Source organism: Suipraeoptans intestinalis, assembly GCF_009696485.1.
GTDB classification, from domain to species: domain Bacteria; phylum Bacillota; class Clostridia; order Lachnospirales; family Lachnospiraceae; genus Suipraeoptans; species Suipraeoptans intestinalis.
Window position 1 is genome coordinate 2,226,646 of sequence record NZ_VULY01000018.1, and the last position, 24,912, is coordinate 2,251,557.

Genomic DNA, 24,912 nt, shown 5'->3' on the forward strand with positions numbered 1-24,912 from the left:
GAAAGAAGGAAACTGGAAATGAGTAAGGTAAGAACAAGATTTGCACCCAGCCCCACAGGCCGGATGCATGTAGGGAACCTGAGAACGGCGCTGTATGCCTATCTGATCGCGAAGCATGAGGGAGGAGATTTTATGCTGAGGATCGAGGACACAGACCAGGAACGGTTTGTGGACGGGGCGCTGGAGATCATCTACCGCACACTGGAAGAGACGGGACTGGTACACGATGAAGGTCCGGATAAGGATGGAGGAGTAGGCCCCTATGTACAGAGTGAACGGAACAGATCCGGTCTGTATCTGCAATATGCAAAACAGCTGATCCGGCAGGGAGACGCCTATTATTGTTTTTGTGACAAGGAGAGGTTGGAATCTTTAAGAAGCCAGGTATCCAGCGAGAATGGGACGGAGATCGTTGTGTACGACAAACACTGCCTGCACTTATCCCAGGAGGAGATCGAAAAGAATCTGGCGGAAGGGAAGCCCTATGTGATCCGGTTTAATATGCCTACAGAGGGAATTACCACATTCCAGGATGATATTTACGGATCGATTTCTGTTCCCAACAAGGAGATGGAGGATCTGATTCTGATCAAATCAGACGGATATCCCACCTACAATTTTGCCAACGTGATCGATGATCATTTAATGGGCATTACCCATGTGGTAAGAGGAAATGAATACCTTTCCTCAGCACCCAAATACAATAAAATCTATGAAGCTTTCCGATGGGAAGTACCGGTCTATGTGCACTGTCCTTTGATCACGGATGAGAATCACAAGAAGCTGAGTAAGAGGTGCGGACATTCCTCCTACGAGGATTTGATCCAGCAGGGATTTGTGAAGGATGCAGTGGTGAATTATGTGGCGCTTCTGGGCTGGTGTCCTTCTGGCAATCAGGAGATCTTCTCGTTGGAAGAGCTGGTCAGGGAGTTTGACTACCATCATATGAACAAGTCTCCCTCTGTATTTGATATGACAAAGCTGAAATGGATGAACGGAGAATACCTGAAAGCAATGGACTTTGATACCTTCTTCCGGATGGCGGCGCCCTATCTGGAAAAAGTGATCAAAAAGCCTTACGATCTGGAAAAGATCGCAGCTCTGGTCAAGACGAGGATTGAGATCCTGCCGGATATCTGTGAGCAGATCGACTTTTTCCAGCAGCTTCCGGAATATGATACGGCGATGTACTGTCATAAGAAAATGAAGACGAATGAAGAAAATTCCCTGGAGGTACTGCGGGAAGTCCTTCCCATTCTGGAGAAACAGGAATCCTTTGAGAACGACGCTTTGTTTGCAACATTGAAAGCTTATGCAGAAAGTATAGAAAAGAAGATCGGCTATGTGATGTGGCCGCTTCGGACGGCGGTGTCGGGAAAGCAGAGCACACCGGGCGGGGCTACGGAGATTATGGACATTCTGGGAAAAGAAGAGTCTCTGGAGAGGATTCGTCAGGGGATCCGCCTGCTGGAACAATAGGAGAATCTATATGAGTTTGGATGAAGCTCAGTCTAGGGCGGCAGCCCATCTTGACGGGCCCTGCATGGTGATCGCAGGGCCCGGTTCGGGAAAAACATTTACCATCTTACAGCGAATTGAACAACTGCTGAAAAAAGGGGTAAGACCGGAAGAAATTTTGGTCATTACCTTTACAAAGTATGCGACAAAAGAAATGCGGCAACGGTTTTATGAAGCAAGAAGAGGGAAACCTCTTCCTGTTACATTTGGGACATTTCACGGAATCTATTATGGGATCCTCCGATGGGCCTATGGCTGGGATGCGTCCTGCCTTCTGGATGAAAGCCGCCGTTATGAACTTTTGGAAAAGGCATACAGAGAAAGTCTGACGGGCGATTTTCTCCGGGAAGATACAGAAGAAAAGAAAGACCTGCTGAAGGAGCTGGGAGATGAGATCAGCAGAGTCGCAAATTGCGGATGGACGGCTTCTTATGTGCCGAAGGTTACAGACCGGCAGAGGTTTCTAAAAATCTGCCGCAGTTATCAGCAGTTAAAGCGCAGGGAAAACAAGATTGACTTTGACGATATGCTGATTTTGTGCCGGAATCTGCTTCGGGATCATCCGGATATTCTGAGAAAGTGGCAGAAAAGATTTTCTTACATCCTGGTGGATGAATTTCAGGATAGTAACCCTGTACAGTATGAGGTGCTAAAGCTTTTGGCTGCGCCCCGGAACAATCTGTTTGTAGTAGGGGACGATGATCAGTCTATTTATGGATTCAGGGGAGCGAAGCCTCATATCATGCAAAGCTTTCTGAAAGACTTCCCGACAGCCGGGAGGATCTGCCTGGAAGTAAACTATCGTTCCACCGCACACATCGTGTCAGGGGCTTCCAGGGTCATTCGCCATAACCGGGAACGTTTCGCAAAGAACATACGATCCGGGCGGGAAAAAAGCAAAACGGTACATATTCAGGAGACCAGAGATGCCATGGAGGAAGGAAGATACGTACTTCGCAAGATTCTTTGCCTGCGGGAAGAAGGGATCAGGGCAGGAGAGATCGCTGTACTGTTCCGCACGGCAAGAGAAGGGGGCCTGATAGCGGAGCTTTTGACCAGACAGGGGATTCCTTTTGACAGGAAAGAGCAGGAGAGGGATCTGTATCATCACTTTGTGGGAAGGGATCTTTGCAGCTATTTGAAACTGGCGGCAGGAAAAGGGAAAAGAAAGGATTTTCTACGGGTGGCCAACAGGCCGAACCGGTATCTTTGTCGGGATGCTTTGCGGGAAGAGGAAGTGTCTTATGAAAGTCTGCGAAGATTTTACTGCGACAAGCGGTGGATGCAGGAGCGAATCAGCCAGTGGGAGGAAGAGATGGAGACCATCAGGCTTTGGACGCCCTTTGCTGCCATGGAATATATTCGAAAAAAGGTAGGATATCACGGATTTTTGAAAGAATACGCTCAGAAAATGCAGCTGTCTTTGGAAGAACTGGAGGAGATCCTGGATGAGATCCAGCAGAGAGCCAAAGGCTGTAAGACGCTGGAGGAATGGTTTGATCTGACAGAAGAATGTCAAAGGGAAGCGGAACGAAAAAAAAGAAGGCGCAGAGAGGGCGGAGAGGAAAGCAAAGCGGATGCGATCCGGCTCCTTACCATACACGGCTCCAAGGGGCTGGAATTTGAAGCGGTATTTGTGATCCGGGGAAACGAGGGAAGCATCCCCTCCAGAAAGGCCAGAACGGCGGAGGAGCTGGAGGAAGAAAGAAGACTGTTCTATGTGGCGATGACCCGGGCAAAAGACCGACTGTATATCAGTTATATCAAAGAAAAAAACGGGAAAGAACAAGTTCCTTCCCGCTTTGTGGGTGAAGTCATGCAGGCAGAGGACTATTCCTCTTCTCCTTCCTCAAACTCCTGAGTATCCAGCCATTCATCGAATAAATCGGCAACGATCTCGTATTCCTCATCATCTTCGATGTTTTCCAGATCCGGCTCCTTGCCCTCTTCTTCAATGTACCGATACAAGAAGACGTCTCCTTCCTCGTTAGGTTCGCCGTCTTCCGTCAAGGGCAAAAGAGCGATGTACTCCTTATCATTGGCTTCCAGGATCGTCAAAATCCCACACTGAACTACTTCGTCGTCATCCAGGGTCAGTTCAACCGTTGTAAAATCATCCATGTTCCTATCTCCTTTTCTCTGTCTATGCCCTTACTTTAACAAAGTGACAGGGGAAAAGCAAGGAGAATAGTAGTCAAATGAAGCAAAATGGTGTAAAATACAGAGGAATATGGAAAGCAGAAAACAGGGAGGTCATAGTGACAGTGAATCATAAAAGACGAATCGGTCTGCTCCTGCTTTGTATGCTGGTAGTCTGCGGGCTGGCAGGCTGCAAGAGAAACGTGGGAACACCGGAAGATAATGCGGTTAAAACGAACGAGGAAACGAAGGAAGAAAAAAAAGCGGACGAAGAAGAGGAAGCTGTGAAGGAAGAGGGACATCTGCTTGGATTTACGGCAGTAGATATGGAGAACCCTTATTATGTCACGCTGGAGGCTTCCACCAGACAGGTGGTGGAAGAGGCGGGGTGTCGTATGATCACCAAAAATCCGGCCTCGGACGCAAAACTTCAGGCACAACAGATTGAAGAGATGATCGAAGAAGGAGTGGAAGTGATATTTCTGGCCCCGGTCAACTGGGAGGAGATCACTCCCTCCTTGGAGGCTTTGAAGCAGGCAAATATTAAGATCATCAACATAGACACCCAGGTAAAGGAGAGCGCCTATGTGGACGCCTATATAGGATCGGATAATAAGAAAGCGGGCTATATCTGCGGGGAAGATCTGATAGAAAAGTGTCCGGAAGGCGGAAAGATCGCTATTTTGGAGTCGCCGTCCCAAAATTCGGTCAATGAGCGGATGACAGGATTTGAGGAAGCGATCGCCAAAGCAGAAAAAGGCTTTGAGGTGGTGGCGCGTGAAGATACCGGAGGAAAGCTGGAGAGGGCGCTTGAGGCTGTCCAACAGATTCTAAAAGACCACGAAGACATCAAAGCCATTATGTGCGGCAATGATCAAATGGCCGTAGCAGCCAAGACGGCAGCGAACCTGACCGGGCGGGCGGATATTCTCATTTATGGGGTGGACGGATCTCCGGACATTAAAAAAGAATTGAAGAAGCCGGACAGCCAGGTAGCCGGAACGGCCGCCCAGTCCCCCATCAATATGGGACAGAAAGCGGCGCAGACAGCCATTAAGATTATAGAAGGCGAAACCTATGAAAAAGAAGTTTATGAGGATGTGTTCCTGATCAATCGAGACAATGTAGAAATGTACGGCGCAGACGGATGGCAATAGCCGGGAGGTAGTATGAAGGAAACAAAAGGAAGGCCTCTTCCTCTGGGGGCTTCGGTGGAGGGAAAACGGGTCAACTTTGCTGTGGAAGCAGAGGAAAAAGCAAGATGTCAGGTGCTGCTCTACAAAAAGGGAGAGCCGTTGCCCTTTAAAGAGATTCCCATGAAGGGGAGAATAGGAAAAGTCCATTTTACAGGCATTTCCGGGATGGATCCGGCGGATTGGGAATATAATTTCCTGATAGACGGCGTGATAAGCCAGGATCCCCGTGCCAGAAGGCTGATAGGAAGGGAGATCTGGAACGATCCCAAGGAAAAAGACCCCCATGAGGTGCGCTGCGGTTTCCTTTCGTCAGAATATGACTGGGAAGGAGATGAGCCGGTCTTTCTTCCTTACCAGAAGGCCATCGGATACAGCCTCCATGTCCGGGGCTTCACCATGCATTCCTCCTCCGGGGTAATCGGAAAGGGAACCTTTCAGGGGGTTAGGGAAAAGCTTTCCTATCTGAAAGAGCTGGGAGTCAACCAGTTACATCTCCTTCCTGTTTACGATTTTCAGGAGAAAAAAGATCCCCTGAACTACTGGGGATATGGAGAAGGCTTCTATTTTGCGCCAAAATCGGCTTACGCGGCTTCGGGCGACGGGGAAAAAGAACTGAAAGATCTGGTAAAGACGATGCATCAGGAGGGGATAGAGGTAGTTTTGGAGCTGCCTTTCGCACAAGGGACCTCTCCCCAGCTGATGGAGGAGTGTGTCCGTTTTTACCGGATGGAGTATCACATAGACGGGTTTGTGCTGGATGAATGGAATGCTCCCGTATCGGCCATCCGAAAAGACCCGGTGCTGGCAGGAAGCAAGATCATGACCAGGCAGCCGGAGTTTTCCAAAGTCATGAGACGGTTTTTAAAAGGAGACGAGGGAATGGTGGAGGGAGTCATGTACTGGCTTCGCCGTTACACGGCGAAGGAAGAGCAGTACCATGAGATCACGTCCCATACAGGATTTACCCTGCATGACCTGGTGTCCTACGACAGGAAGCATAATGAGGGAAACCTGGAGAATAACCGGGATGGAACCGACTATAATTACAGCTGGAACTGTGGGGAGGAAGGGGAAACCCGAAAAAGAACCATACAGAATCTCCGGAAAAATCAGATCAAGAATGCATTTTTCCTTCTGCTGACAGGTCAGGGAACTCCCTGCATCCTAAGCGGAGATGAATTTTCCAATAGTCAGAAAGGAAACAACAACCCCTATTGCCAGGATAATGCGATTACCTGGCTGGACTGGCGGGAGCTGAAAAAAGAAAAACAGTTGTTTGAATTTGTAAAGGGTTTGATCCGGATCCGAAAGGATTATCAGATTTTCGGACAGCCGGAGGAGCTGACGGGGAATGACAGAAAAGGGGTAGGGATCCCGGATATCTCCTATCACGGAGAGCATGCCTGGCGCGTTCCCTCGGAGATTTCCAGCAGGCAGCTGGGGATCCTGTATTCCGGACAGACGGTAAATGACAGATCGGTATTCATTGCCTACAATATGCACTGGGAGGAACATGATTTTGCGCTTCCGGTCCTGCAGAGGAAAAAACGGTGGTACAAGCTTGCAGGAACAAGGGAAGGGATTCTGGAAGCTTTTGAGGAGTTGGAGGATCAGAGGATGATCCGGATAAAAGAAAGAAGCATTGTACTTTTGGCAGAAGGGGAAAGGAAAGAGAAGCAAAAAGGATATGAAAGCTTGGCAACATTTCAGGACGATCAGCCGTCATAAAATCATTGTGATGAAGCATTGTTTTCAAGTGGGACTTTACTGGCAGGGACTGACCCATGATCTGTCCAAATATTCGCCCACAGAGTTTCTGGTGGGCTGCCGATATTATCAGGGAACACAAAGCCCCAATAATGCGGAGCGAAAAGATAAGGGATATTCCAGAGCATGGCTGCATCATAAGGGACGGAACAAGCATCATTATGAATATTGGATGGATTACAGTATGAATCCGAAAGAGGGGATCGTGGGCTTAAAAATGCCGCCCAGGTATGTGGTCGAGATGTTTTTGGACAGGATTGCCGCTTCCAAGACCTATAAGGGAGAGAGTTACACGGATGACTGTCCGCTCCAGTATTATCAGCAGGCGATTGAGCGATTTCCCAATGTGGCAGGGGGAGGTCGGATGATCCACCTGGAAACGGAGGCGCTGCTTCGCTGCCTTCTTACCATGCTGGCCAGAGAGGGAGAAAAGAAGACGTTTGCCTATATCCGATCTGAGATTCTGAAAAAAGGGTACCCGGATACGCTGCATCTGCAGATATTGCAGCAGAAGGACGAGGAATGGACGAAGTAGATCCTGAAAGGCAGCCGTGATAAAGGAAACGGCATGCCCTGCTGCGGAAGAATCTTTGCGGAGCATTTTTGTCCCATAGGACGAAATTTCCTATGAAACAAAAAAAGCCCTTGAAAATCAAGGGCTTTTGGATCAAAATAGACAAATAAAAAATGCGGAAGATGGGACTTGAACCCACACAAGCGCATTGCTTACAAGATCCTTAGTCTTGCTCGTCTGCCAGTTCCGACACTTCCGCATAGACAATTGCTGTCCGAAAAACATAATACTACATTGAAAATGAAAAGTCAACTAAAAATCTAGGGAAATCCATCACGACCAGAAGGAGATGAAAGAGATGACCATACGTGAGCAGATGGAGCTTTGGGAAGAAGAGTATTTGAGCCCATATGCCGCTAAAAGCGCCAGATCCAGAGGCAGAGAAAGAGAGGAAGAGGAGTGTGATATCCGGCCGATCTTCCAAAGAGACAGGGACAGGATCCTGCACTGTAAGTCTTTTCGCAGAATGAAACAAAAGACACAGGTATTCCTCATGCCGGAGGGAGACCACTACAGGACGAGGCTGACCCATACCCTGGAGGTTTCCCAAAACGCAAGAACCATAGCCAAGGCGCTGCGTCTCAATGAAGATCTTACAGAGGCCATTGCGCTGGGGCATGATCTGGGGCATCCTCCCTTTGGGCACGCGGGAGAAAGGGCGCTGGATGAAGTATGCTCCCTGGGATTTCAGCATAATCGGCAGAGCGTGCGAGTAGTGGAATGTCTGGAAAAGGAAGGCAAGGGACTGAATCTGGCGTGGGAGGTACGGGACGGGATCTTACATCACAAAACCAGCGGTTCGCCCGGTACCCTGGAGGGCCAGGTAGTACAGCTGTCGGATAAGATCGCCTATCTGAACCATGATATTGATGACGCTATCCGGGGCGGGATCCTGACAGAGGAAGATCTGCCCAGGGAATGCACGGAGATCCTGGGGAAAAGTATAAGGGCGAGACTTGACACCATGGTCCATAATGTGATCACCAGCAGTATGGGAAAAGACAGGATCTCCATGTCGCCGGAGGTGATGGAAGCTACCAGACGTCTCCGCCGGTTTATGTTTGAACAGGTGTATCTGAATCCCCAGGCAAAGGGGGAAGAGGCGAAAGCGATCCATCTGGTGACCAGTCTGTATGAATACTATTTAAAACAGGAGACGCTTCTTCCGTCCCTGTATCTGCAGATGATGGAGAAGGGAGTGCCGAAAGAACAGGCAGTCTGCGACTATATCACAGGGATGACAGACAGCTACGCCATCAAACAGTTTGAAACTTATTTCGTCCCAAAGGTCTGGAAGATCTGAGGGAACTCTATAGACAGGAGGACAGCTTTGTATTATTCAGACGATATCGTAGAGGAAGTGCGGTCTAAAAATGACATCGTAGATGTGGTATCCGGCTATGTGAAACTGACAAAAAAAGGAAGAGACTATTTTGGATTGTGCCCATTTCACAACGAAAAGACGCCTTCCTTTTCTGTCAGCGGCTACAAGCAGATGTACTATTGCTTTGGCTGCGGGGCGGGAGGGAATGTATTTTCCTTCCTGATGGAATACGAAAATTATTCCTTCCTAGAGGCGCTGGAGGAACTGGCGAAACGAGCAGGGGTAGATCTGCCGAAGCAGGAGTATTCCGAAAAAGACAGAGAAAGAGCCAACGAAAAAGAAACACTTTTGGAAATACAGAAGGCAGCAGCCGGTTACTATTACTTCAAGCTTCGGAATCGGGAGGGGGAAACAGCTCTGTCTTACCTGAAAAACCGGGGGCTTTCGGATGATACCATGAATGTGTTTGGGCTTGGATATGCAGGGAAATACAGCAGCCACCTGTATCAATATCTGAAGGGCAAAGGCTATGCGGACGAGATGATCGCCAAGGCGGGGCTGATCACAGTAGATGAAAAGAGGGGAGCCAACGATAGATTTTGGAACCGGGTCATGTTTCCCATTATGAACGCCAACCATCGGGTGATCGGATTCGGTGGCAGAGTCATGGGGGACGGAACTCCCAAATACCTGAATTCTCCGGAAACGCTCATTTTTGACAAGAGCAGGAATCTTTACGGGTTGAACCGGGCAAAAAGCACCAGAGAATCGTATTTTCTCCTGTGTGAGGGGTATATGGATGTGATCGCTTTGCATCAGGCGGGATTTACCAATGCAGTAGCCTCCCTGGGAACGGCGCTGACGGTGGGGCACGCCTCTTTGATCCGCAGATATGTAAAAGAAGTCTACCTGATTTATGACAGTGACCCGGCAGGAGTTCGGGCAACGCTGCGTGCCATGCCCATCCTGAAGGAGGCGGGGCTTTCCGTAAAAGTGGTACGTTTAAATCCCTATAAGGATCCGGATGAATTCATAAAAAATAAGGGGGCAAAGGCCTTTGAAGAAAGGATCCGGGATGCGGAAAACGGATTTCTCTTTTCCATTACCGCATCAGAAGGGGACTATGACATGGATTCTCCGGAAGGAAAGACCCAGTTTATGCGGGAAACGGCAAAGAGACTGACAGAGTTTGAGGAGGAGATCGAGAGAAATTATTATGTGGATGCAGTGGCTAAAAAATATGGGGTAAAAGCGGAGCATCTCAGAAGCCTGATGGAAAAACAGGCGATTCAGATGGGCTTGGCCAGACCGGTGCTTCGGGCTAAGTCGGCCAGAAAAAGTGTGACAGAAAAAGAAAACGGTCTTCTGCAATCGCAAAAAGCCCTACTTACCTGGATGACGGAGAATGTTTCCATATACAGACAGGTGAAGGAATATCTGAAGCCGGAAGATTTTTCCGGAGAGCTTTACAAAACGGTGGCAGAAATGATCTACCGGCAGTATGAGGAAGGGCAGCTGAATCCGGCAAGGCTGATTAATCATTTTACGGAAGAGGAGGAGCACCGGCAGGTAGCTGCCTTGTTTCACACCAAACTGAACCAGCTGCATACGGTGCAGGAGCAGGAAAAAGCATTGGGAGAGATGGTGCTGCGAATCAAGCAGAACAGTCTGGATGAGGCGACAAAAGCCCTGGATCCCACCGATATGGCGGGACTCCAGCGGCTGGTGGAGGCCAGAAGGCAGCTGCAGAAGATGGAAAAGATCACGATACGGCTGGAATCTTAAGCTGGCATTCCAGGGAGTTTTTTGATACAATCATAATACTTTGTGGCAGAAATAGAGATGGATGAGAGAAGATAGACGGAGGTAGATAAAATGGACGAGCAGGCAGTAAAATTTTTAGAGAAGCTGAAAGATCTGGTAGCACTGGGAAAAAAGAAAAAAAGCATTCTGGAGATCCAGGAGATCAATGATTTTTTTGCGGATATGGAGTTGGAATCCGACCAGATGGAAAAGGTGTTTGAATACCTGGAGGTCAACAACATCGATGTGCTGCGGATCAGTAGCGATGATGATATTGACGCGGTGGAGCTGGAGATCAGCGAGGAAGAAGAGGTAGACGTTGAGAAGATCGACCTGTCTGTACCGGACGGGATCAGCATTGAAGACCCGGTGCGCATGTACTTAAAAGAGATCGGGAAGGTGCCTCTTTTGACGGCGGAAGAAGAAGTAGAGCTTGCCAAAAGGATGGCGGACGGAGACGAGGAAGCAAAGAAAAGACTGGCGGAAGCCAACCTTCGTCTGGTAGTCAGCATTGCCAAGAGATATGTGGGAAGAGGAATGCTGTTTCTGGATCTGATCCAGGAGGGAAACCTGGGACTGATCAAGGCGGTAGAAAAGTTTGACTATCATAAGGGCTTTAAGTTCAGTACCTATGCCACCTGGTGGATCAGACAGGCGATCACAAGGGCTATCGCAGACCAGGCAAGAACCATCCGGATCCCGGTGCATATGGTGGAGACGATCAACAAGCTGATCCGGGTATCCAGGCAGCTGCTGCAGGAACTGGGAAGAGAACCGTCTCCGGAAGAGATTGCGGAGCATATGGATGTACCGGTAGAAAAGGTCAGGGAGATCCTGAAAATTTCTCAGGAGCCGGTGTCTTTGGAGACTCCGATCGGAGAAGAAGAAGACAGCCATCTGGGAGATTTTATCCAGGATGACAACGTTCCGGTGCCGGCAGAGGCGGCAGCGCAGACGCTTCTGAAGGAGCAGCTGGACGAGGTACTGGATACCCTGACAGAGAGAGAGCAGAAGGTTCTGCGCCTGAGATTTGGAATGAATGACGGGAGGGCCAGAACGCTGGAGGAAGTAGGAAAAGAGTTTGACGTAACCAGAGAGCGGATCCGGCAGATCGAGGCAAAGGCCCTTCGCAAGCTTCGCCATCCAAGCCGCAGCAGGAAGCTGAGAGACTATCTGGATTAAAGAGAGGATTTATGGAATTATCAAAAAGACTGCAGGCAGTGGCGGATATGGTCCCGCCGCAGGCGGCAGTGGCGGATATAGGGACAGATCATGCCTACATTCCCATTTATTTGACAGAGCATCGGCTGGCAAGGCGGGTCGTTGCCATGGATGTGGGAAAGGGTCCCTTGGAACGTGCAAGAGAACATGTCAGGCAGTATGGATATGAAGACCGGATAGAACTCCGACTGTCAGACGGGCTGGAGCAGCTGAAGCCGGGCGAGGCAGATACTATGGTGGCAGCGGGGATGGGAGGCCCTCTTATGATCCGGATCCTGGAGCAGGGAAGAGACCGGGTTAAAGAGCTGAAAACCTGTATCCTTCAGCCACAGTCGCAGATGGCAGAAGTCAGAAAATATCTGGAAGAGCGGCAGATGCAGGTGACAAAAGAAGATATGGTGGAAGAAGACGGGAAATTTTATCCCATCCTAAAGGTGGAGCATGGAAAAGAAAGCTGTCTGTCGCCGCTGGAGCTGCAGTATGGAAGAAGACTGCTTGCCGGTCGGCATCCTGTGCTGAGGCGGTTCCTGGAGAGAGAGTACCGGATAAAAACAGAGATCCGCAGGGAACTTTTCAAAGAAAAAGAAAGTGCTCGTGCAAAGAAAAGGCTGGCCTGTCTGGAGGAAGAAATCGAGCTTGTGGTGCAGGCGCTGTCCTGTTACGGAGTGGACATCTGAAGATACTGCGAAAGTGACAGGGAAGGAAGGACATAAGGAGGAACAAAAGATGCTTTGCAGCAAGATCATAGAAGAGATCGAGAAAGCATACGACAGGGCGTATGGGATGGAAGGAGACAATGTTGGTCTTTTGACGGGAAGGACAACAAGAGAGGTCAAGTATATCTATGTGGCGGTAGACGCGGTAGGGGAAACAATCCAAAGAGCAAAGGAAGCAGGAGCAGATATGCTGCTTACCCATCATCCCATAATCTATGGTTCGCTCAGGCAGATCACAGACCAGACGGCTCTGGGCAGAAACTTGTTGTATCTGATAGAAAACGGGATTCCCTGTTACGCGCTGCATACGAATTATGATGTGATCTCCATGGCAGAAAAAGCTTCTGACCGGCTGAGACTGGTCAGGCGGGAAGTCCTTCTTCCTACCTGCGAGGAGGCAGGGAAGCAGATGGGGATCGGACAGGTGGGAGAACTTCCGGAGGAGATGCTTCTGAAGGACCTGGCGGCGGTGGTAAAGAAAGCGTTTCAGGCGGAAGGGATCCGCACCTTTGGACGGCCGGAAAAAAAGATCCGCAAAGTAGCGATCTGTCCCGGATCCGGGCGAAGCGCACTGGAAAGTGCCTTGAAAAAAGGTGCGGACGTACTGATCACCGGTGATATCGGCCACCATGACGGACTGGACGCCATGGAGCAGGGAATGGCAGTGATGGATGCAGGCCATTATGGGATCGAGCAGATCTTTTTGCAGGACCTTACGGAAGAATTGAGAAGGATGTTTCCCGACATTACCGTGACAGCAGAAGAGAGGCACTCTCCCTTCTTTGTTTCCTAGGAAATACCGGGCCGCAGGCTTCCTTCTCATCTGCAGAAAAGCAAAGGAGAAGGAAAAGGCAGGAGACGATGAAGAAAGAAAGGAGGATGGGATGGAAAACGGCGTTTATCAGGTAAAGATAAAAGGGACAACAAAAGTGTTTCCGGAAGGAACTACGCTAAAAGAGGTGGCGGAGCAGTTTCAGGAAGCATACAGATTTCCTGTCGTGCTGGCGTTTGTAGATGGGAAACTGCAGGAGCTGCATAAGAGGCTGACAAAGGATTGTGAGATCTGTTTTGAGACCATAGCTGACAGCCTGGGCTATAATGCTTATCAAAGAAGTCTTTGCCTTCTTATGGTAAAAGCCATTCACGATCTGGATCAACATACCTACAGACATAAAGTCAGGATCCACTATTCCATCAGTGGAGGATATTACTGTACCCTTACCAATCAGGAAACCTGTGAGAAAGATTTTCTGGAAAAGGTAGAAGCACGGATGCGAGAACTGGTAAAGATGAATCTGCCGATAGAAAAAACCTCCGTGCATACGGATGAGGCTATTTCCAGATTCCGCAGATACAGAATGTTTGACAAGGAAAGACTGTTTCGCTACAGAAGAGTTTCCCGGGTCAATCTGTACCGCATCAATGAATTTGAAGACTACTATTATGGATATATGGTTCCGGAAACAGGGATTTTAACGCAGTTTCGCCTGCAGGCCTATGAAGAAGGGTTTGTCCTGTTGTTTCCGGTAAAATCCAGTCCTGACAGGGTGGCGCAGTTTCAGCCGCCCAGAAAACTGTTTCAGGTGATGCAGGAATTCACCAGATGGGGAGATATGCAGGGAATTGAGACGGCGGCGGACTTAAATGATGCCGTGACGGGAGGACATACCCGGGAAATGATCCTGGTGCAGGAGGCGCTGCAGGAAAAGAAGATCGCAGAACTGGCAGAAAGGATCTCAAAAGATGGAAAAAAGAAGATCATCCTGATTGCAGGGCCTTCTTCTTCCGGAAAGACTACTTTTTCGCACCGTCTTTCAATCCAGCTTCGGGCAAATGGTATGAAGCCGCATCCCATTGCGGCGGATAATTATTTTGTGGAGCGGGAGGATACCCCTAAAGATGAGAACGGCGAATATGATTACGAATGCCTGGAAGCTTTGGACCTGGAGCTGTTTAGCCGACAGATGCAGGAGCTTTTGGAAGGAAGGGAAGTAGATCTTCCCACCTTCAATTTCAAGACAGGAAAAAAAGAATATGGTCTGCAGAAAAAGAAACTCCAGAAGAACGATGTCTTGATCATTGAAGGCATCCATTGCCTGAATCCGAAGATGACACAGCATATGCCAAAGGATGCGCAGTTTAAGATCTATATCAGTGCGCTGACCCAGCTGAATATCGACGAGCATAACCGGATCCCCACCACAGATGGGAGGCTGATCCGCAGGATCGTGCGGGATGCCAGAGTTAGGGGAGCGTCCGCGCAGAAGACCATTGCCATGTGGGACTCTGTAAGAAGAGGAGAGGAAGCTTATATTTTTCCTTATCAGGAGCAGGCGGACGTCATGTTTAATTCTGCTTTGATCTACGAAATCGCTATCCTGAAGCCTTATGTGGAAGCCAATCTGTTTGGCATCGACAGACAGAGTCCGGAATATCTGGAGGCAAAAAGGCTTTTGAAATTCATGGACTATTTTGTGGGGATCGGAAGTGAAAACGTTCCGGATAATTCTCTTCTAAGGGAGTTTATCGGAGGAGGATGCTTCTCCGTGACCTGAAAAGTCTGTTGCTGTCATTATGATGAAATGCCAAAGAGCCCGTTTCCTCGGTATTATCCAGAAGGAACAGGCTCTCTTTTTTGGCGCTATAAAATATGTTCTGGGAAATGACCTCCCATGAAGTAATGACCTCCCATGAAGTAACGACAAAACCTGAAAGGGCAATACATATTATCAATGGCATCAGAGGCGGTAGCTTTAACGGGATTTCACTTCCCTCCACATCTGATTGTAGATCCTGTCGTTTTTTTCTCCGAGAAAATTAAAGGTTTCACAGTTTTCCAGCTGCTGGGCTGACGGGAAGGCCACCGGACTGTTGCGGATCGCCTCATCCTTGATCAGCTCTCTGGCAGCTTCATTCGGAGTAGAGTAAGTAATATAATCAAAATTCATCTTGGCAATATCGGCACGGCAGAGGAAGTTAATAAAGGCCTCTGCATTTTTTTTATGCTTTGCATTTTTGGGGATCACCCAGGAATCGATCCAGACATTGGAGCCTTCCTGCGGGATCACATACTCCAGGTCAGGGTTTTCCGACTGGGTGTAGATGGCTTCCCCGGAATAGATCACGCCGATGGCCGCCTCGTTCCCGATCATCTTATCCCGAACCTGATCGATCACATAAGCCTGAATCAGAGGCTTTTGCTTCAAAAGCAGAGCTTTTGCCGCTTCCAGTTCATCCAGATCCGTGGAATTCAGGGAATATCCCAGATATTTTAAAGCAACGCCGAAGGCATCCCGCACACTGTCCTGCATCAGGATATTGTTCTTGTATTTGGGATCCCACAGAATGGACCAGCTGGTGACCGGTTCGGTGACCATGGTCTTGTTATAAAGGATCCCTACAGTTCCCCAGCAATAGGGGACGGAGTACTTATTTTCCGGATCAAACTGCCGGGACTGATCCAGGTAGGTTTGTCCGATGTTTTTAATGTTGGGAATGTTCGTATAATCGATCTCTGCCAGAAGATCATTTTGGATCATACGCTGGATCATGTAGTCAGAGGGGCAGACCACATCATAGGCGATGGCGCCCGACTGGATCTTGGGGTACATGATCTCATTGGTCTCAAATTCCTCATAGACCACCTGGATCCCTGTTTCTTTTTCAAACAGTTCCAGAATCTGGGGATCCATATATTCTCCCCAGTTGTAGACGATCACCTGGTTATCGCTGCTTAATTTATCGCGGGAGGCGTAGAAAACGCCGCTTATGGTGATCAGAAGGATCATAACAGCCGGCACCACTTTTTTCAGCACGAAGGTACTGACAGCCTGCCGTTTAGACACGCCGGAAGCGGCCGGATGCCGGCCCTTCTTTTCGTCAGGAGCCAGATTCACCAGGATCATCAGCAAAAGCACAGAAAGAAACAGCAGGGTAGAAAGAGCGTACATTTCCGGCTTGATCCCTTTTCGTACTTCACTGTAGATTTTTGTGGAAAGGGTGTCTACCCCGGGCCCTTTTGTAAAGTGGGTGATGATAAAATCGTCCAGGGACATGGTAAAGGCCAGCAGAAATCCGGAAGATACGCCGGGCAGGATGTCCGGGAATACCACTTTAAAAAAAGCATACAGGGGGGAAGCTCCCAGATCCAGAGCTGCCTCGTAGGTGCTTACATTGGTCTGCTTCAGCTTTGGCATGACGCTCAGGATCACGTAGGGAATATTGAACGTGATATGTGCGATCAGGATCGTGGAGAAGCCAAGCGAAAAGCGAAACGCGATAAACAAAAGCATCAGGGAGATACCGGTTACGATATCGGCATTTAACATGGGGATATTGGTAACGCCCATCATGACGGTACGGTATTTCTTTTTCATGGAATGAATGCCGATGGCGGCTGCCGTACCGATCAAAGTGGCGATCAGGGCAGACAGCAGAGCGATCAGAAGAGTGGTATAAAGGGCACTCATGATCTGATCGTTCTGAAACAGGCGCTCGTACCATTTCAGGGTAAATCCTCCCCATTTTGACCGAGACTTGGAGCTGTTAAAGGACAGAACCATTAAAGTCACGATAGGAGAGTAAAGCAGTATAAAAATAAGAACCAGATAAAACCGTTGTAAAAATCTGCGGATCAAAATGCATTTCCCTCCCCGTCTTTATCGTATTTGGCTATAAGCGCCATGCTGATAATAATGAATATCATTAAAACAAGAGACAGTCCGCTGCCTACGTTCCAGTTGCTTCCCTGCTTGAATTCCTGCTCGATGACATTTCCGATCAGCAGGATCTTGCTGCCGCCCAGAAGGTCGGAGATCACAAAGGTAGTAAGGGCAGGGACAAATACCATGGTAATGCCGCTGATGATCCCGGGAACGCTAAGGGGCAGGATGATCCGGAGAAAAGTCTGTACCGGATTGGCGCCCAGATCCCTTGCAGCTGCGATCACATCTTTGTCGATCTTGGAAAGAACGTTATAGATGGGCAGGACCATAAAGGGCAGGAAATTATAGACCATCCCCAAAATGATAGCATAGGGCGTGTTGATGATCTTCAGGCCGGGCAGATGAAGAAAATGCAGGATGGCATTGATGGTGCCGTTTTTTTCCAGAAGATTCTGCCATGCCAGCGTCCGAAGCAGAAAGTTCATCCACATAGGCAGGATGAAGATCAGCACAATGAAGCTGGACTGGTTCATCTGAAAATCCCGCAGGATCATGGAAAGGGGATAGGCCAGAAGCAGGCACAAAAGCGTGCTGATAAATGCAAGTAAAAGGGCCAGACCCAGCGCTTTCAGGTTTTCCGGGGTAGTGATCTTTGCCAGGTTCAGCAAAGTAAAATTCTTTTTGGTGTCTGTCAGTCCGTAATAAAAAATCATGATCAGGGGGATGATGATAAACGAGATCATCCAAAACAGGTAGGGACCGGACAGAAGCTGTTTGAGTTTTCTGTTCTTATTCTTCAATGGTAGCCGCCTCCGCATCTTCTGATTCTGGTTTTTTCATGATCTGGATATTAAAAGGGTCTACCTGGATGCCTACTTCGGTACCGACCTCCACCAGATCGGTACTGTGGACCAGCCATTCAAAATTGTTGGCGAGGACTTCCATCTCATAGTGGACGCCTTTGAAGATCAAGTGTGTGACCACACCCTCTATGATGCCGTCCTCCGGCTTCACCAGATCGATATCCTCAGGACGGATCACGGCGTCCACCGGCTGATTTTTTCCGAATCCTACATCCACACAGGGAAAATTGGCGCCCAGGATCTTTACCAGCTTATCCTCCACCATGGTGGCGGAGAGGATATTGCTTTCCCCGATAAAATCGGCGACAAAAGCGTTCTTAGGCTCATTATAAATATCCTCCGGCGTTCCGATCTGCTGGATGTAGCCCTGGTTCATGACCACGATGGTATCGGACATGGTAAGCGCTTCTTCCTGATCGTGGGTCACATAGACAAAGGTGATTCCCAGTTCGTTTTTCAGGCGGATCAGTTCGTACTGCATATCCTGGCGAAGCTTGAGATCCAAAGCTCCCAGCGGTTCGTCCAGAAGAAGAACCTTGGGCTCGTTGACGATGGCGCGGGCGATGGCGATCCGCTGCTGCTGACCGCCGCTGAGGGAATCCGGCATCCTGTCTTCAAAGCCTTCCAGATTGACCAGCTTTAGGGCATAACGGATCTTGTCCTGGATATAAGCCTTGGTCTTTCCCTTGATTTTCAGACCGAATGCAATATTGTCGGCAATGGTCATGTTGGGGAAGAGCGCATACTTTTGAAACACGGTATTTAATTGGCGCTTATTGGGAGCCAGGTCGGTAATATCCTGCCCGTCAAAAACGACACTTCCGGTATCGGGAGATTCAAATCCGCCTAAAATACGCAGGAGAGTCGTTTTTCCGCAGCCGCTGGGACCCAGCAGTGTGAGAAATTCATTTTCCCGGATGTACAGGTTCAGATCATCCAGAACCAGATTACTCCCGTAAGATTTTGAAATGTGTGTAAGGTCAATTAATTTGTGCGACATGGCAATCTTCCTCCGATCATGTAATGGTATGGGGTTAGAAGCTGGGAGGCGTGCTGACCCAGATAATGACAGCGCCCGAGGGGGAACCCGCTTCTATATAGTGTTCCCGGTTTGGGATAAAATAAAAGGCTTCTCCTTTTTTTGCAAGATGAACATCATTCCCGATATGAAGGCGGATACTTCCCTTCAGGACATAACCAAATTCCTCTCCTTCATGGGGAATGTCCCGGTAGGTGCTTCCGCCGGGGCCCAGAGTCAGACGGATGGGTTCCATCATATTTTTCTGCGCATTGGGGATGATCCATTCTGTCTTGTTGTTCAACTGGGTTTCTTCTTTTTCAAAGTAGTCTTCGTCGCGGAACACGACCTGCTCTTTGGTGTCCTCCTGAAAAAAAGCGCTGATGGTGGTTCCCAGACACTGCAGGATATCCACCAGAGTAGAAATCGAAGGGGAGGTCAGATCCCGTTCCAGCTGGGAGATGAAGCTCTTGGACAGTTCCGCACGATCAGCCAGTTCCTCCTGGGTCAGATCTTTGGCGATCCGAAGCTGACGAAGCTTGTTTCCTATGTTCATAACAGTCTCCTTTTGTGTTAAATAAAAATAAACACAGAGTTTAGTATTTATTAACTTTACCAAAACACATTATACTATGTATCTGCAAAAAATCAAGATGAAAAAAAGATATTTTTCACGTATGTTTTGGAAATTTGAAAGGGATGGAATCAGGGGCCTCGGCGGAGGCGTTTCGAAAAAATACCGGAGAATTTTTCTGACATTTTTGCGTATCCGAAAAACTCTCCGGCAGGATGACAAATCGTTAAAACGAATCCTGAAAGGAAGCGTTGTAGATCTTTTTCAGAGCGTCCAGACGGGAAGAGGCATGAAGAAGCAGCAGGTCCGCAAGAGTCAGGGCTGTCATGGCCTCTACCACACTGACGACCCGCGGGACAATGGAAGGGTCATGCCTTCCGGAAATGGACAAAACCGTGTTTTCTCCCGTTTGTGTAACCGTATCCTGAGGCAGACCGATAGACGGGGTGGGCTTTACAGCCGCACGGAAAAGCAGCAGATCCCCGTCGCTGATCCCCCCCAGTATGCCGCCACCGTGGTTGGAGGATTTATGGATCCGGCCGTTGTCGGCAAAAAAACAGTCGTTGTACTGACTTCCAAGGAGAGAGGAAGCGGCAAAGCCAAGACCGAATTCAATCCCCTTGATCCCACCGATAGAAAGGATGGCATGGGAAAGCAGGGCGTCCAGCTTTTGGAAAACAGGCTGCCCAAGACCCGCCATAAGGCCGCGGACATGACATTCTACCACTCCGCCGCAGGAATCTTTCTTTTTCCGGTTCTCCTGCAGGAGCAAGAGAGCCTTCGAAGAAAGACCCTCATGAGGGAGGGAAACGGGAGAGCGGGGGAGAAAAGCAAAATCTTCCTCTCCCTCCGGCAGGTGAATGGGGCCGAGAGCGCGCGTAAAGGCGGTTATGGAAATACCGAATTCTTTCAGGAGAAGGGAAGCCACCGCTCCGGCGGCGACACGGGCGGCAGTTTCCCGTCCGGAGGAACGTCCGCCTCCCCTGTGATCCCGGATCCCATATTTTTGCTGGAAAGAAAAGTCGGCATGGCCGGGGCGGAAGCAGTGCTTCATCTGTTCGTATTCTTCCGGTCTCGTGTCCGTATTGGGAATCAGAAGACTGATGGGAGTCCCGGTGGTATACCCGTTGAAAACGCCGGATAGGATCTGCACCTGATCGGCTTCCTGTCGAGAGGAGACAGCCGGGGAAACGCCCGGACGTCTGCGGTCCAAAAATGGCTGTATGTCCCGGGCAGAGAGGGGAAGGCCTGCCGGGCAGCCGTCGATTACGACGCCGGTCGCCTCTCCATGAGATTCCCCCCAGGTTGAGATCTGAAACAGTTGTCCATAAGTAGATCCAGACATAAGCTACCTCCTTTGCAAGTCTGTCTGTAAATGTATCTGCGGGATTTCCAGAAGCTTCTGATACAGAAGTCCAACAGGAAGGCCCACTACCGTGTAAAAATCTCCCTGAATGGATTTTACCATCAGAGAACCAAAATCCTGTATGCCATAAGCGCCGGCCTTATCCATGGGAGAACCGGATCGCAGGTAAGCACAGATGATATGGCGCATGGCCGGCGAATCTTTAAAAAATTCTACCGTGGCAAAGGAAGAAAAAGTGTGGTCATAGGAAGGGGCAAGCAAAGTGACGCCGGTATAGACCCGGTGAGTGATCCCGCACAGGGATAACAGCATTTCCTCCGCCTCTTTGGGATCGCCGGGCTTTTCCAGGATCCGGTCGCCGGATACCACCACCGTGTCTGCTCCGATCACCACGTCGGAGGGGAAGCTTCGGAAGACGGAAAGAGCCTTTTCACGAGACAGGGCTTTTGTAAGATGGTCCGCCTGCCGATAGGCATCCAGGTGAGCCGTCTGTGACCGGATCTTCTGAGAGATGGAAGCCTCCTCACAAGGAGCGGTCCTTACAGAAAAGGAAAGACCGCAAAGCTCAAGGAGCTGTCGCCTTCGGGGAGACTGACTGGCTAAAATGATCTGCAAGATGGTATCCTCCTTCACAGTAAAAATCTATCTGAACACAGAATAGTACATTCTACGGAAAAAGGAAAGAAAAAATCGAGGGGGAAAGTTCTCACTTAGCATAAAAGGAGGCGGGAATTCCTCCCGCTGAAAGGACTTTTTGTACAAAATTAAGTGTAAGAAACACTTTTGCTGTACTTTTAAAAGTAGTCATACTATAATAAGAATTGTTATGATATTTCGGTAAGGTTCTAAAGGAGTATGGATAGATGACAAGGAAGAGAAAGAGAAGAAACTGGAGGAGAGAAAAGGCAATTGAAAAATCTGTGGAAAAAGTAGGTAAAAAAGCCAAAGGGATGTCGAAAGGACTGAAGATCACCCTGATCATCCTGGGCTCCCTGCTGGGAATCCTGTGCCTGATATATGCAGGGTTTATTTTGTATTTCCAAAGTCATTTTCTCTTCTATACCAAGATAAATGGAAACGATTTTTCGCTGAAAAACGTAAAACAGGTAGAATCGTTTATGGAAAAGCAGGTGGAAGGCTATGCGCTGACGCTGGAAGAATCTGACGGAGATACGGAAGAAATCAGAGGGGCGGATATTTCACTGGAATATGTAAGGGGAGAGGAGCTGAACCGGCTGGTGAAGGAGCAGGATTCTCTTTTCTGGATAAAATCCCTGTGGAAGCATCCGAAGATCACGGCAAAGGTGGGAGTGTCTTACAATGAATCCCAACTGGAAGGCGTGATCAAGCGTCTGGAGATCATGAAGCCGGAAAATCAAAAGCCGTCTGCCAATGCCCATCCTGAATTTCAGGTGGACCATTTTGTGGTGGCGCCGGAAGTGATCGGAACGGAAGTGAATACGGAGCAGTTCAACAAGGAGGTCAGGGAAGCCATCGACGGGTTCCGCCCCAGATTGGACATGGTAAAAAAGGGCTGTTACATCCTGCCCAAGTATTTGTCCGATTCCAAGGAAGTGATCCAGGCGGCCAAGGACATGAACACCTATCTGGGAGCCCAGATCACCTACGACCTGACTCCGGTGACGGAAGTGGTGGATTCTGCCGTGATCTCCCAGTGGGTCAAGGTGGACGACAATATGCAGGCTTCTTTCGACGAGGAGGCGGTCCGGGGATATGTGCAGTCCCTGGCGGAAAAGTATGACACCAAGGGAAAGCCGAGAAATTTCACAACGGCCACAGGAGAAGTGGTGACGGTAGAGGGAGGCAGCTACGGCTGGAGGATCGATCAGGATGCGGAGTATGACGCGCTGCTTGCAGATATCAAGAACGGAACGGTAGTGACACGGGAGCCAAATTACAGCAGCCGGGCGGCAAGCCACTCCGGAAACGACGTAGGAGGCACCTATGCCGAAGTAAACCTGACCACACAGATGATGTATTATACCCAGAACGGACAGGTGGTTCTGGAATCCCCCATCGTAACCGGCAATCCCAACCTGGGAAGAAATACGCCCCAGGGCGTTTATACCGTGGCATATAAAACCAGAAACGCAGTGCTTCGGGGAAGAAAACTGGAAGACGGAAAATACGAATATGAATCGCCGGTACAGTATTGGATTCCATTTAATGGGGATATCGGGTTCCATGACGCCAGCTGGCAGCCTACCTTCGGGGGAGACTGGTATCTTCACAACGGATCCAGGGGCTGTATCAATATGCCCACAGACAAAGCGGCTCAGCTATATGATCTGATCAGTGCGGGAATTCCGGTGGTTTGTCATTTTTAGGAGAAGAAGAGGTTAGAATGTATCAGATACAAAAGAAAGACGGACGTGCCAAGCGAGGAAGGCTTCAGACGGTGCACGGCGTAATAGAAACTCCGGTATTTATGAACGTGGGAACGGCTGCAGCCATAAAAGGAGCCGTTGCCACGACGGATCTGCAGGAGATCCGCACCCAGGTGGAACTGTCCAACACATATCACCTGCATGTAAGGCCGGGGGATCAGATCGTAAAAAAACTGGGAGGCCTGCATAAGTTTATGAACTGGGACAAACCGATCCTGACGGATTCCGGCGGGTTTCAGGTGTTTTCCCTGGCGGGTCTTAGAAAGATCAAGGAAGAAGGCGTCTATTTCCAGTCTCATATTGACGGCAGAAAGATTTTCATGGGGCCGGAGGAGAGTATGCAGATCCAGTCGAATCTGGCATCCACCATCGCCATGGCCTTTGATGAATGTCCCTCCAGTACGCTGGACAGAGACTACATCGGTCATTCCGTGGATCGGACGACCAGATGGCTGGTTCGCTGTCAGGAAGAAATGAAACGCCTGAATGCACGACCGGATACCATCAATTCCCACCAGATGTTATTTGGAATCAACCAGGGAGGCGTATTTGAAGATATCCGCATCCGCCATGCAAAGGAGATCAGCCGCCTGGATCTGGACGGGTATGCGGTAGGAGGACTGGCAGTGGGAGAATCCCACGAGGAGATGTATCGGATCCTGGACGAGGTGGTTCCGTATCTGCCGGAGGAAAAACCGACCTATCTGATGGGCGTAGGAACGCCTGCCAATATCCTGGAAGCGGTAGAGAGAGGCGTGGACTTTTTTGACTGTGTCTATCCCAGCAGGAACGGACGGCACGGCCATGTATATACCAACAGCGGGAAGAAGAATCTTTTCAATGCAAAATACGAGCTGGATGACAGACCTATCGAAGAGGGATGCCGGTGTCCGGCCTGCCGGAATTATTCCAGAGCCTACATCAGGCATCTGCTGAAAGCAAAGGAAATGCTGGGAATGCGGCTCTGTGTTCTGCATAACCTGTATTTTTATAATACTATGATGGAGGAGATCCGTCAGGCGATCGAGGCAGGAAACTACCGGGAATATAAGAAAAGAAAGCTGGACGGGATGCAGGGAAAGTAGAGAAATCTTTAAAATAGCTTGATGAAATAAGAGATATTGTGTATGATAGCAATTGACAATCTAAGAAAGCAGGAGGAAAAAGGATGTACGCATTAGCAGCACAGGGATTGGGAGGAAACTGGGGAGTCCTTCTTATCGTATATGTAGTCATATTCGGGGGATTCTGGTTCTTATTCATGAGACCACAGAAAAAGGAACAGAAAAGGATTCAGGCAATGATCGCAGAGCTGGAAGCAGGAGATACTGTATTGACCACCAGTGGGTTTTACGGAGTGGTGATCGATGTGTCAGAAGAAGATATCATTGTAGAGTTCGGAAGCAACAAAAACTGTCGTATTCCGATGCAGAAGTCGGCTGTTGCAAGAGTAGAAAAGGCGTCAGAGGCTTAATAGATAACAGTTGTGTGAAAAGGAGAAGGTATGATCTTGCAGGGAAACCTGAAGGTCGTACCTTTTTTGCAGCCGTGCGGTGAAGGAACTTTCCGAAGAGGGAACTGCCTGCACCTCTCTGGAGTATGCCATACGGCTGGGGAAAGAGGTCTCGCAACAGGAGAAGGAGAAGTAGAAGCAGGCGGTCTAACGGCAAGAAAAGAGCAGGGAAAAAGCAGGAAAAAATCCCGGAAAACCAGTGTTTTGTACAGATCCTCGTACAATCTGTGTACAAAATCAAGTGCATA

General features: G+C 49.1%; 21 protein-coding genes and 1 tRNA gene. 14 read left to right on the forward strand and 8 right to left on the reverse strand.

The genetic code is table 11. The features are described 5' to 3' along the window. The first annotated feature begins 18 nt into the window (after positions 1-18). Positions 19-1,479 (forward strand): glutamate--tRNA ligase, encoded by a 1,461-nt coding sequence (gene gltX, locus FYJ34_RS11085; RefSeq protein ID WP_154478626.1) that lies wholly within the window; start codon positions 19-21, stop codon positions 1,477-1,479. A 10-nt stretch (positions 1,480-1,489) separates the two neighbouring features. Then, positions 1,490-3,379 carry an ATP-dependent helicase gene (locus FYJ34_RS11090; RefSeq protein ID WP_154478628.1) on the forward strand — a complete coding sequence of 630 codons (1,890 nt, stop codon included), beginning with the start codon at positions 1,490-1,492 and terminating at the stop codon, positions 3,377-3,379. Here the strand turns inward: FYJ34_RS11090 and FYJ34_RS11095 are convergent. Then, the gene (locus FYJ34_RS11095) at positions 3,349-3,639 is read right to left on the reverse strand and encodes a DUF1292 domain-containing protein (RefSeq protein WP_154478630.1); all 291 of its coding nucleotides are present in this window, start codon (positions 3,637-3,639) and stop codon (positions 3,349-3,351) included. The two genes, FYJ34_RS11090 and FYJ34_RS11095, sit on opposite strands and share 31 nt — an antisense overlap. Positions 3,640-3,821: 182 nt before the next feature. Here FYJ34_RS11095 and FYJ34_RS11100 point away from each other — a divergent pair, with 182 nt between their 5' ends. Genes FYJ34_RS11100 through FYJ34_RS11110 form a run of 3 tightly spaced genes read left to right on the forward strand, consistent with a single transcriptional unit; the run spans position 3,822 to position 7,155 of the window. After that, positions 3,822-4,814, forward strand: coding sequence for a sugar ABC transporter substrate-binding protein (locus FYJ34_RS11100; protein ID WP_235899495.1), 993 nt, complete (start codon positions 3,822-3,824; stop codon positions 4,812-4,814). 12 nt (positions 4,815-4,826) lie between these two features. Next, a complete protein-coding gene (locus FYJ34_RS11105) occupies positions 4,827-6,581 on the forward strand; it encodes an alpha-amylase family glycosyl hydrolase (RefSeq protein WP_154478634.1) in 1,755 nt (584 codons plus the stop codon). After that, positions 6,541-7,155: a DUF5662 family protein gene (locus FYJ34_RS11110; protein WP_154478636.1), complete on the forward strand. Its 615-nt coding sequence runs from the start codon at positions 6,541-6,543 to the stop codon at positions 7,153-7,155. Before FYJ34_RS11105 ends, FYJ34_RS11110 begins: the two co-directional genes overlap by 41 nt. 153 nt (positions 7,156-7,308) lie before the next feature. Here FYJ34_RS11110 and FYJ34_RS11115 read toward each other — a convergent pair. Then, positions 7,309-7,393 (reverse strand) — tRNA-Leu (locus FYJ34_RS11115). A 99-nt stretch (positions 7,394-7,492) separates the two neighbouring features. Between FYJ34_RS11115 and FYJ34_RS11120 the strand changes: the two genes are divergently transcribed. From FYJ34_RS11120 to FYJ34_RS11145, 6 genes are all read left to right on the forward strand, one after another. Continuing rightward, the gene (locus FYJ34_RS11120; RefSeq protein ID WP_154478638.1) at positions 7,493-8,497 is read left to right on the forward strand and encodes a deoxyguanosinetriphosphate triphosphohydrolase; all 1,005 of its coding nucleotides are present in this window, start codon (positions 7,493-7,495) and stop codon (positions 8,495-8,497) included. A gap of 27 nt (positions 8,498-8,524) precedes the next feature. After that, entirely contained in the window at positions 8,525-10,303 is a 1,779-nt protein-coding gene (gene dnaG / locus FYJ34_RS11125) for a DNA primase (RefSeq protein ID WP_154478640.1), read from the forward strand. Positions 10,304-10,393: 90 nt separating this feature from the next. Continuing rightward, complete coding sequence (rpoD, locus tag FYJ34_RS11130) at positions 10,394-11,503, forward strand: RNA polymerase sigma factor RpoD (protein ID WP_154478642.1); 1,110 nt, start codon at positions 10,394-10,396, stop codon at positions 11,501-11,503. Positions 11,504-11,514: 11 nt separating this feature from the next. Then, entirely contained in the window at positions 11,515-12,219 is a 705-nt protein-coding gene (locus FYJ34_RS11135; RefSeq protein WP_154478644.1) for a tRNA (adenine(22)-N(1))-methyltransferase, read from the forward strand. A 49-nt stretch (positions 12,220-12,268) separates the two neighbouring features. Next, a complete protein-coding gene (locus FYJ34_RS11140) occupies positions 12,269-13,051 on the forward strand; it encodes a Nif3-like dinuclear metal center hexameric protein (RefSeq protein WP_154478654.1) in 783 nt (260 codons plus the stop codon). A 91-nt stretch (positions 13,052-13,142) separates the two neighbouring features. Then, positions 13,143-14,813: a nucleoside kinase gene (locus FYJ34_RS11145; protein ID WP_154478655.1), complete on the forward strand. Its 1,671-nt coding sequence runs from the start codon at positions 13,143-13,145 to the stop codon at positions 14,811-14,813. Positions 14,814-15,011: 198 nt separating this feature from the next. On the opposite strand, the gene FYJ34_RS11150 is transcribed toward FYJ34_RS11145, so the two are convergent. The 6 genes from FYJ34_RS11150 to FYJ34_RS11175 form a co-directional block, all read right to left on the reverse strand. Beyond that, positions 15,012-16,895, reverse strand: coding sequence for an extracellular solute-binding protein (locus FYJ34_RS11150; protein ID WP_154478656.1), 1,884 nt, complete (start codon positions 16,893-16,895; stop codon positions 15,012-15,014). Further along, on the reverse strand, positions 16,892-17,740 hold the full coding sequence (locus FYJ34_RS11155; RefSeq protein ID WP_154478657.1) for an ABC transporter permease: 849 nt from the start codon (positions 17,738-17,740) through the stop codon (positions 16,892-16,894). The genes FYJ34_RS11150 and FYJ34_RS11155 overlap by 4 nt, the downstream gene beginning before the upstream one ends. Next, on the reverse strand, positions 17,712-18,785 hold the full coding sequence (locus FYJ34_RS11160) for an ABC transporter ATP-binding protein (protein WP_154478658.1): 1,074 nt from the start codon (positions 18,783-18,785) through the stop codon (positions 17,712-17,714). The genes FYJ34_RS11155 and FYJ34_RS11160 overlap by 29 nt, the downstream gene beginning before the upstream one ends. 34 nt (positions 18,786-18,819) lie before the next feature. Next, entirely contained in the window at positions 18,820-19,359 is a 540-nt protein-coding gene (locus tag FYJ34_RS11165) for a helix-turn-helix domain-containing protein (RefSeq protein ID WP_154478659.1), read from the reverse strand. Positions 19,360-19,603: 244 nt separating this feature from the next. After that, entirely contained in the window at positions 19,604-20,722 is a 1,119-nt protein-coding gene (gene aroC / locus FYJ34_RS11170) for a chorismate synthase (RefSeq protein ID WP_154478660.1), read from the reverse strand. Between the two features lie 3 nt (positions 20,723-20,725). Continuing rightward, entirely contained in the window at positions 20,726-21,358 is a 633-nt protein-coding gene (locus FYJ34_RS11175; RefSeq protein WP_154478661.1) for a Maf family protein, read from the reverse strand. Positions 21,359-21,606: 248 nt separating this feature from the next. On the opposite strand from FYJ34_RS11175, the gene FYJ34_RS11180 reads away from it, so the two are divergent. From FYJ34_RS11180 to yajC, 3 genes are all read left to right on the forward strand, one after another. Beyond that, positions 21,607-23,091, forward strand: a complete 1,485-nt coding sequence (locus FYJ34_RS11180) for a L,D-transpeptidase family protein (RefSeq protein ID WP_154478662.1) — start codon at positions 21,607-21,609, stop codon at positions 23,089-23,091. 17 nt (positions 23,092-23,108) lie between these two features. Next, positions 23,109-24,236: a tRNA guanosine(34) transglycosylase Tgt gene (tgt, locus tag FYJ34_RS11185; protein WP_154478663.1), complete on the forward strand. Its 1,128-nt coding sequence runs from the start codon at positions 23,109-23,111 to the stop codon at positions 24,234-24,236. A gap of 83 nt (positions 24,237-24,319) precedes the next feature. After that, the gene (gene yajC / locus FYJ34_RS11190; protein ID WP_154478664.1) at positions 24,320-24,625 is read left to right on the forward strand and encodes a preprotein translocase subunit YajC; all 306 of its coding nucleotides are present in this window, start codon (positions 24,320-24,322) and stop codon (positions 24,623-24,625) included. The last annotated feature ends 287 nt before the right edge of the window (positions 24,626-24,912 follow it).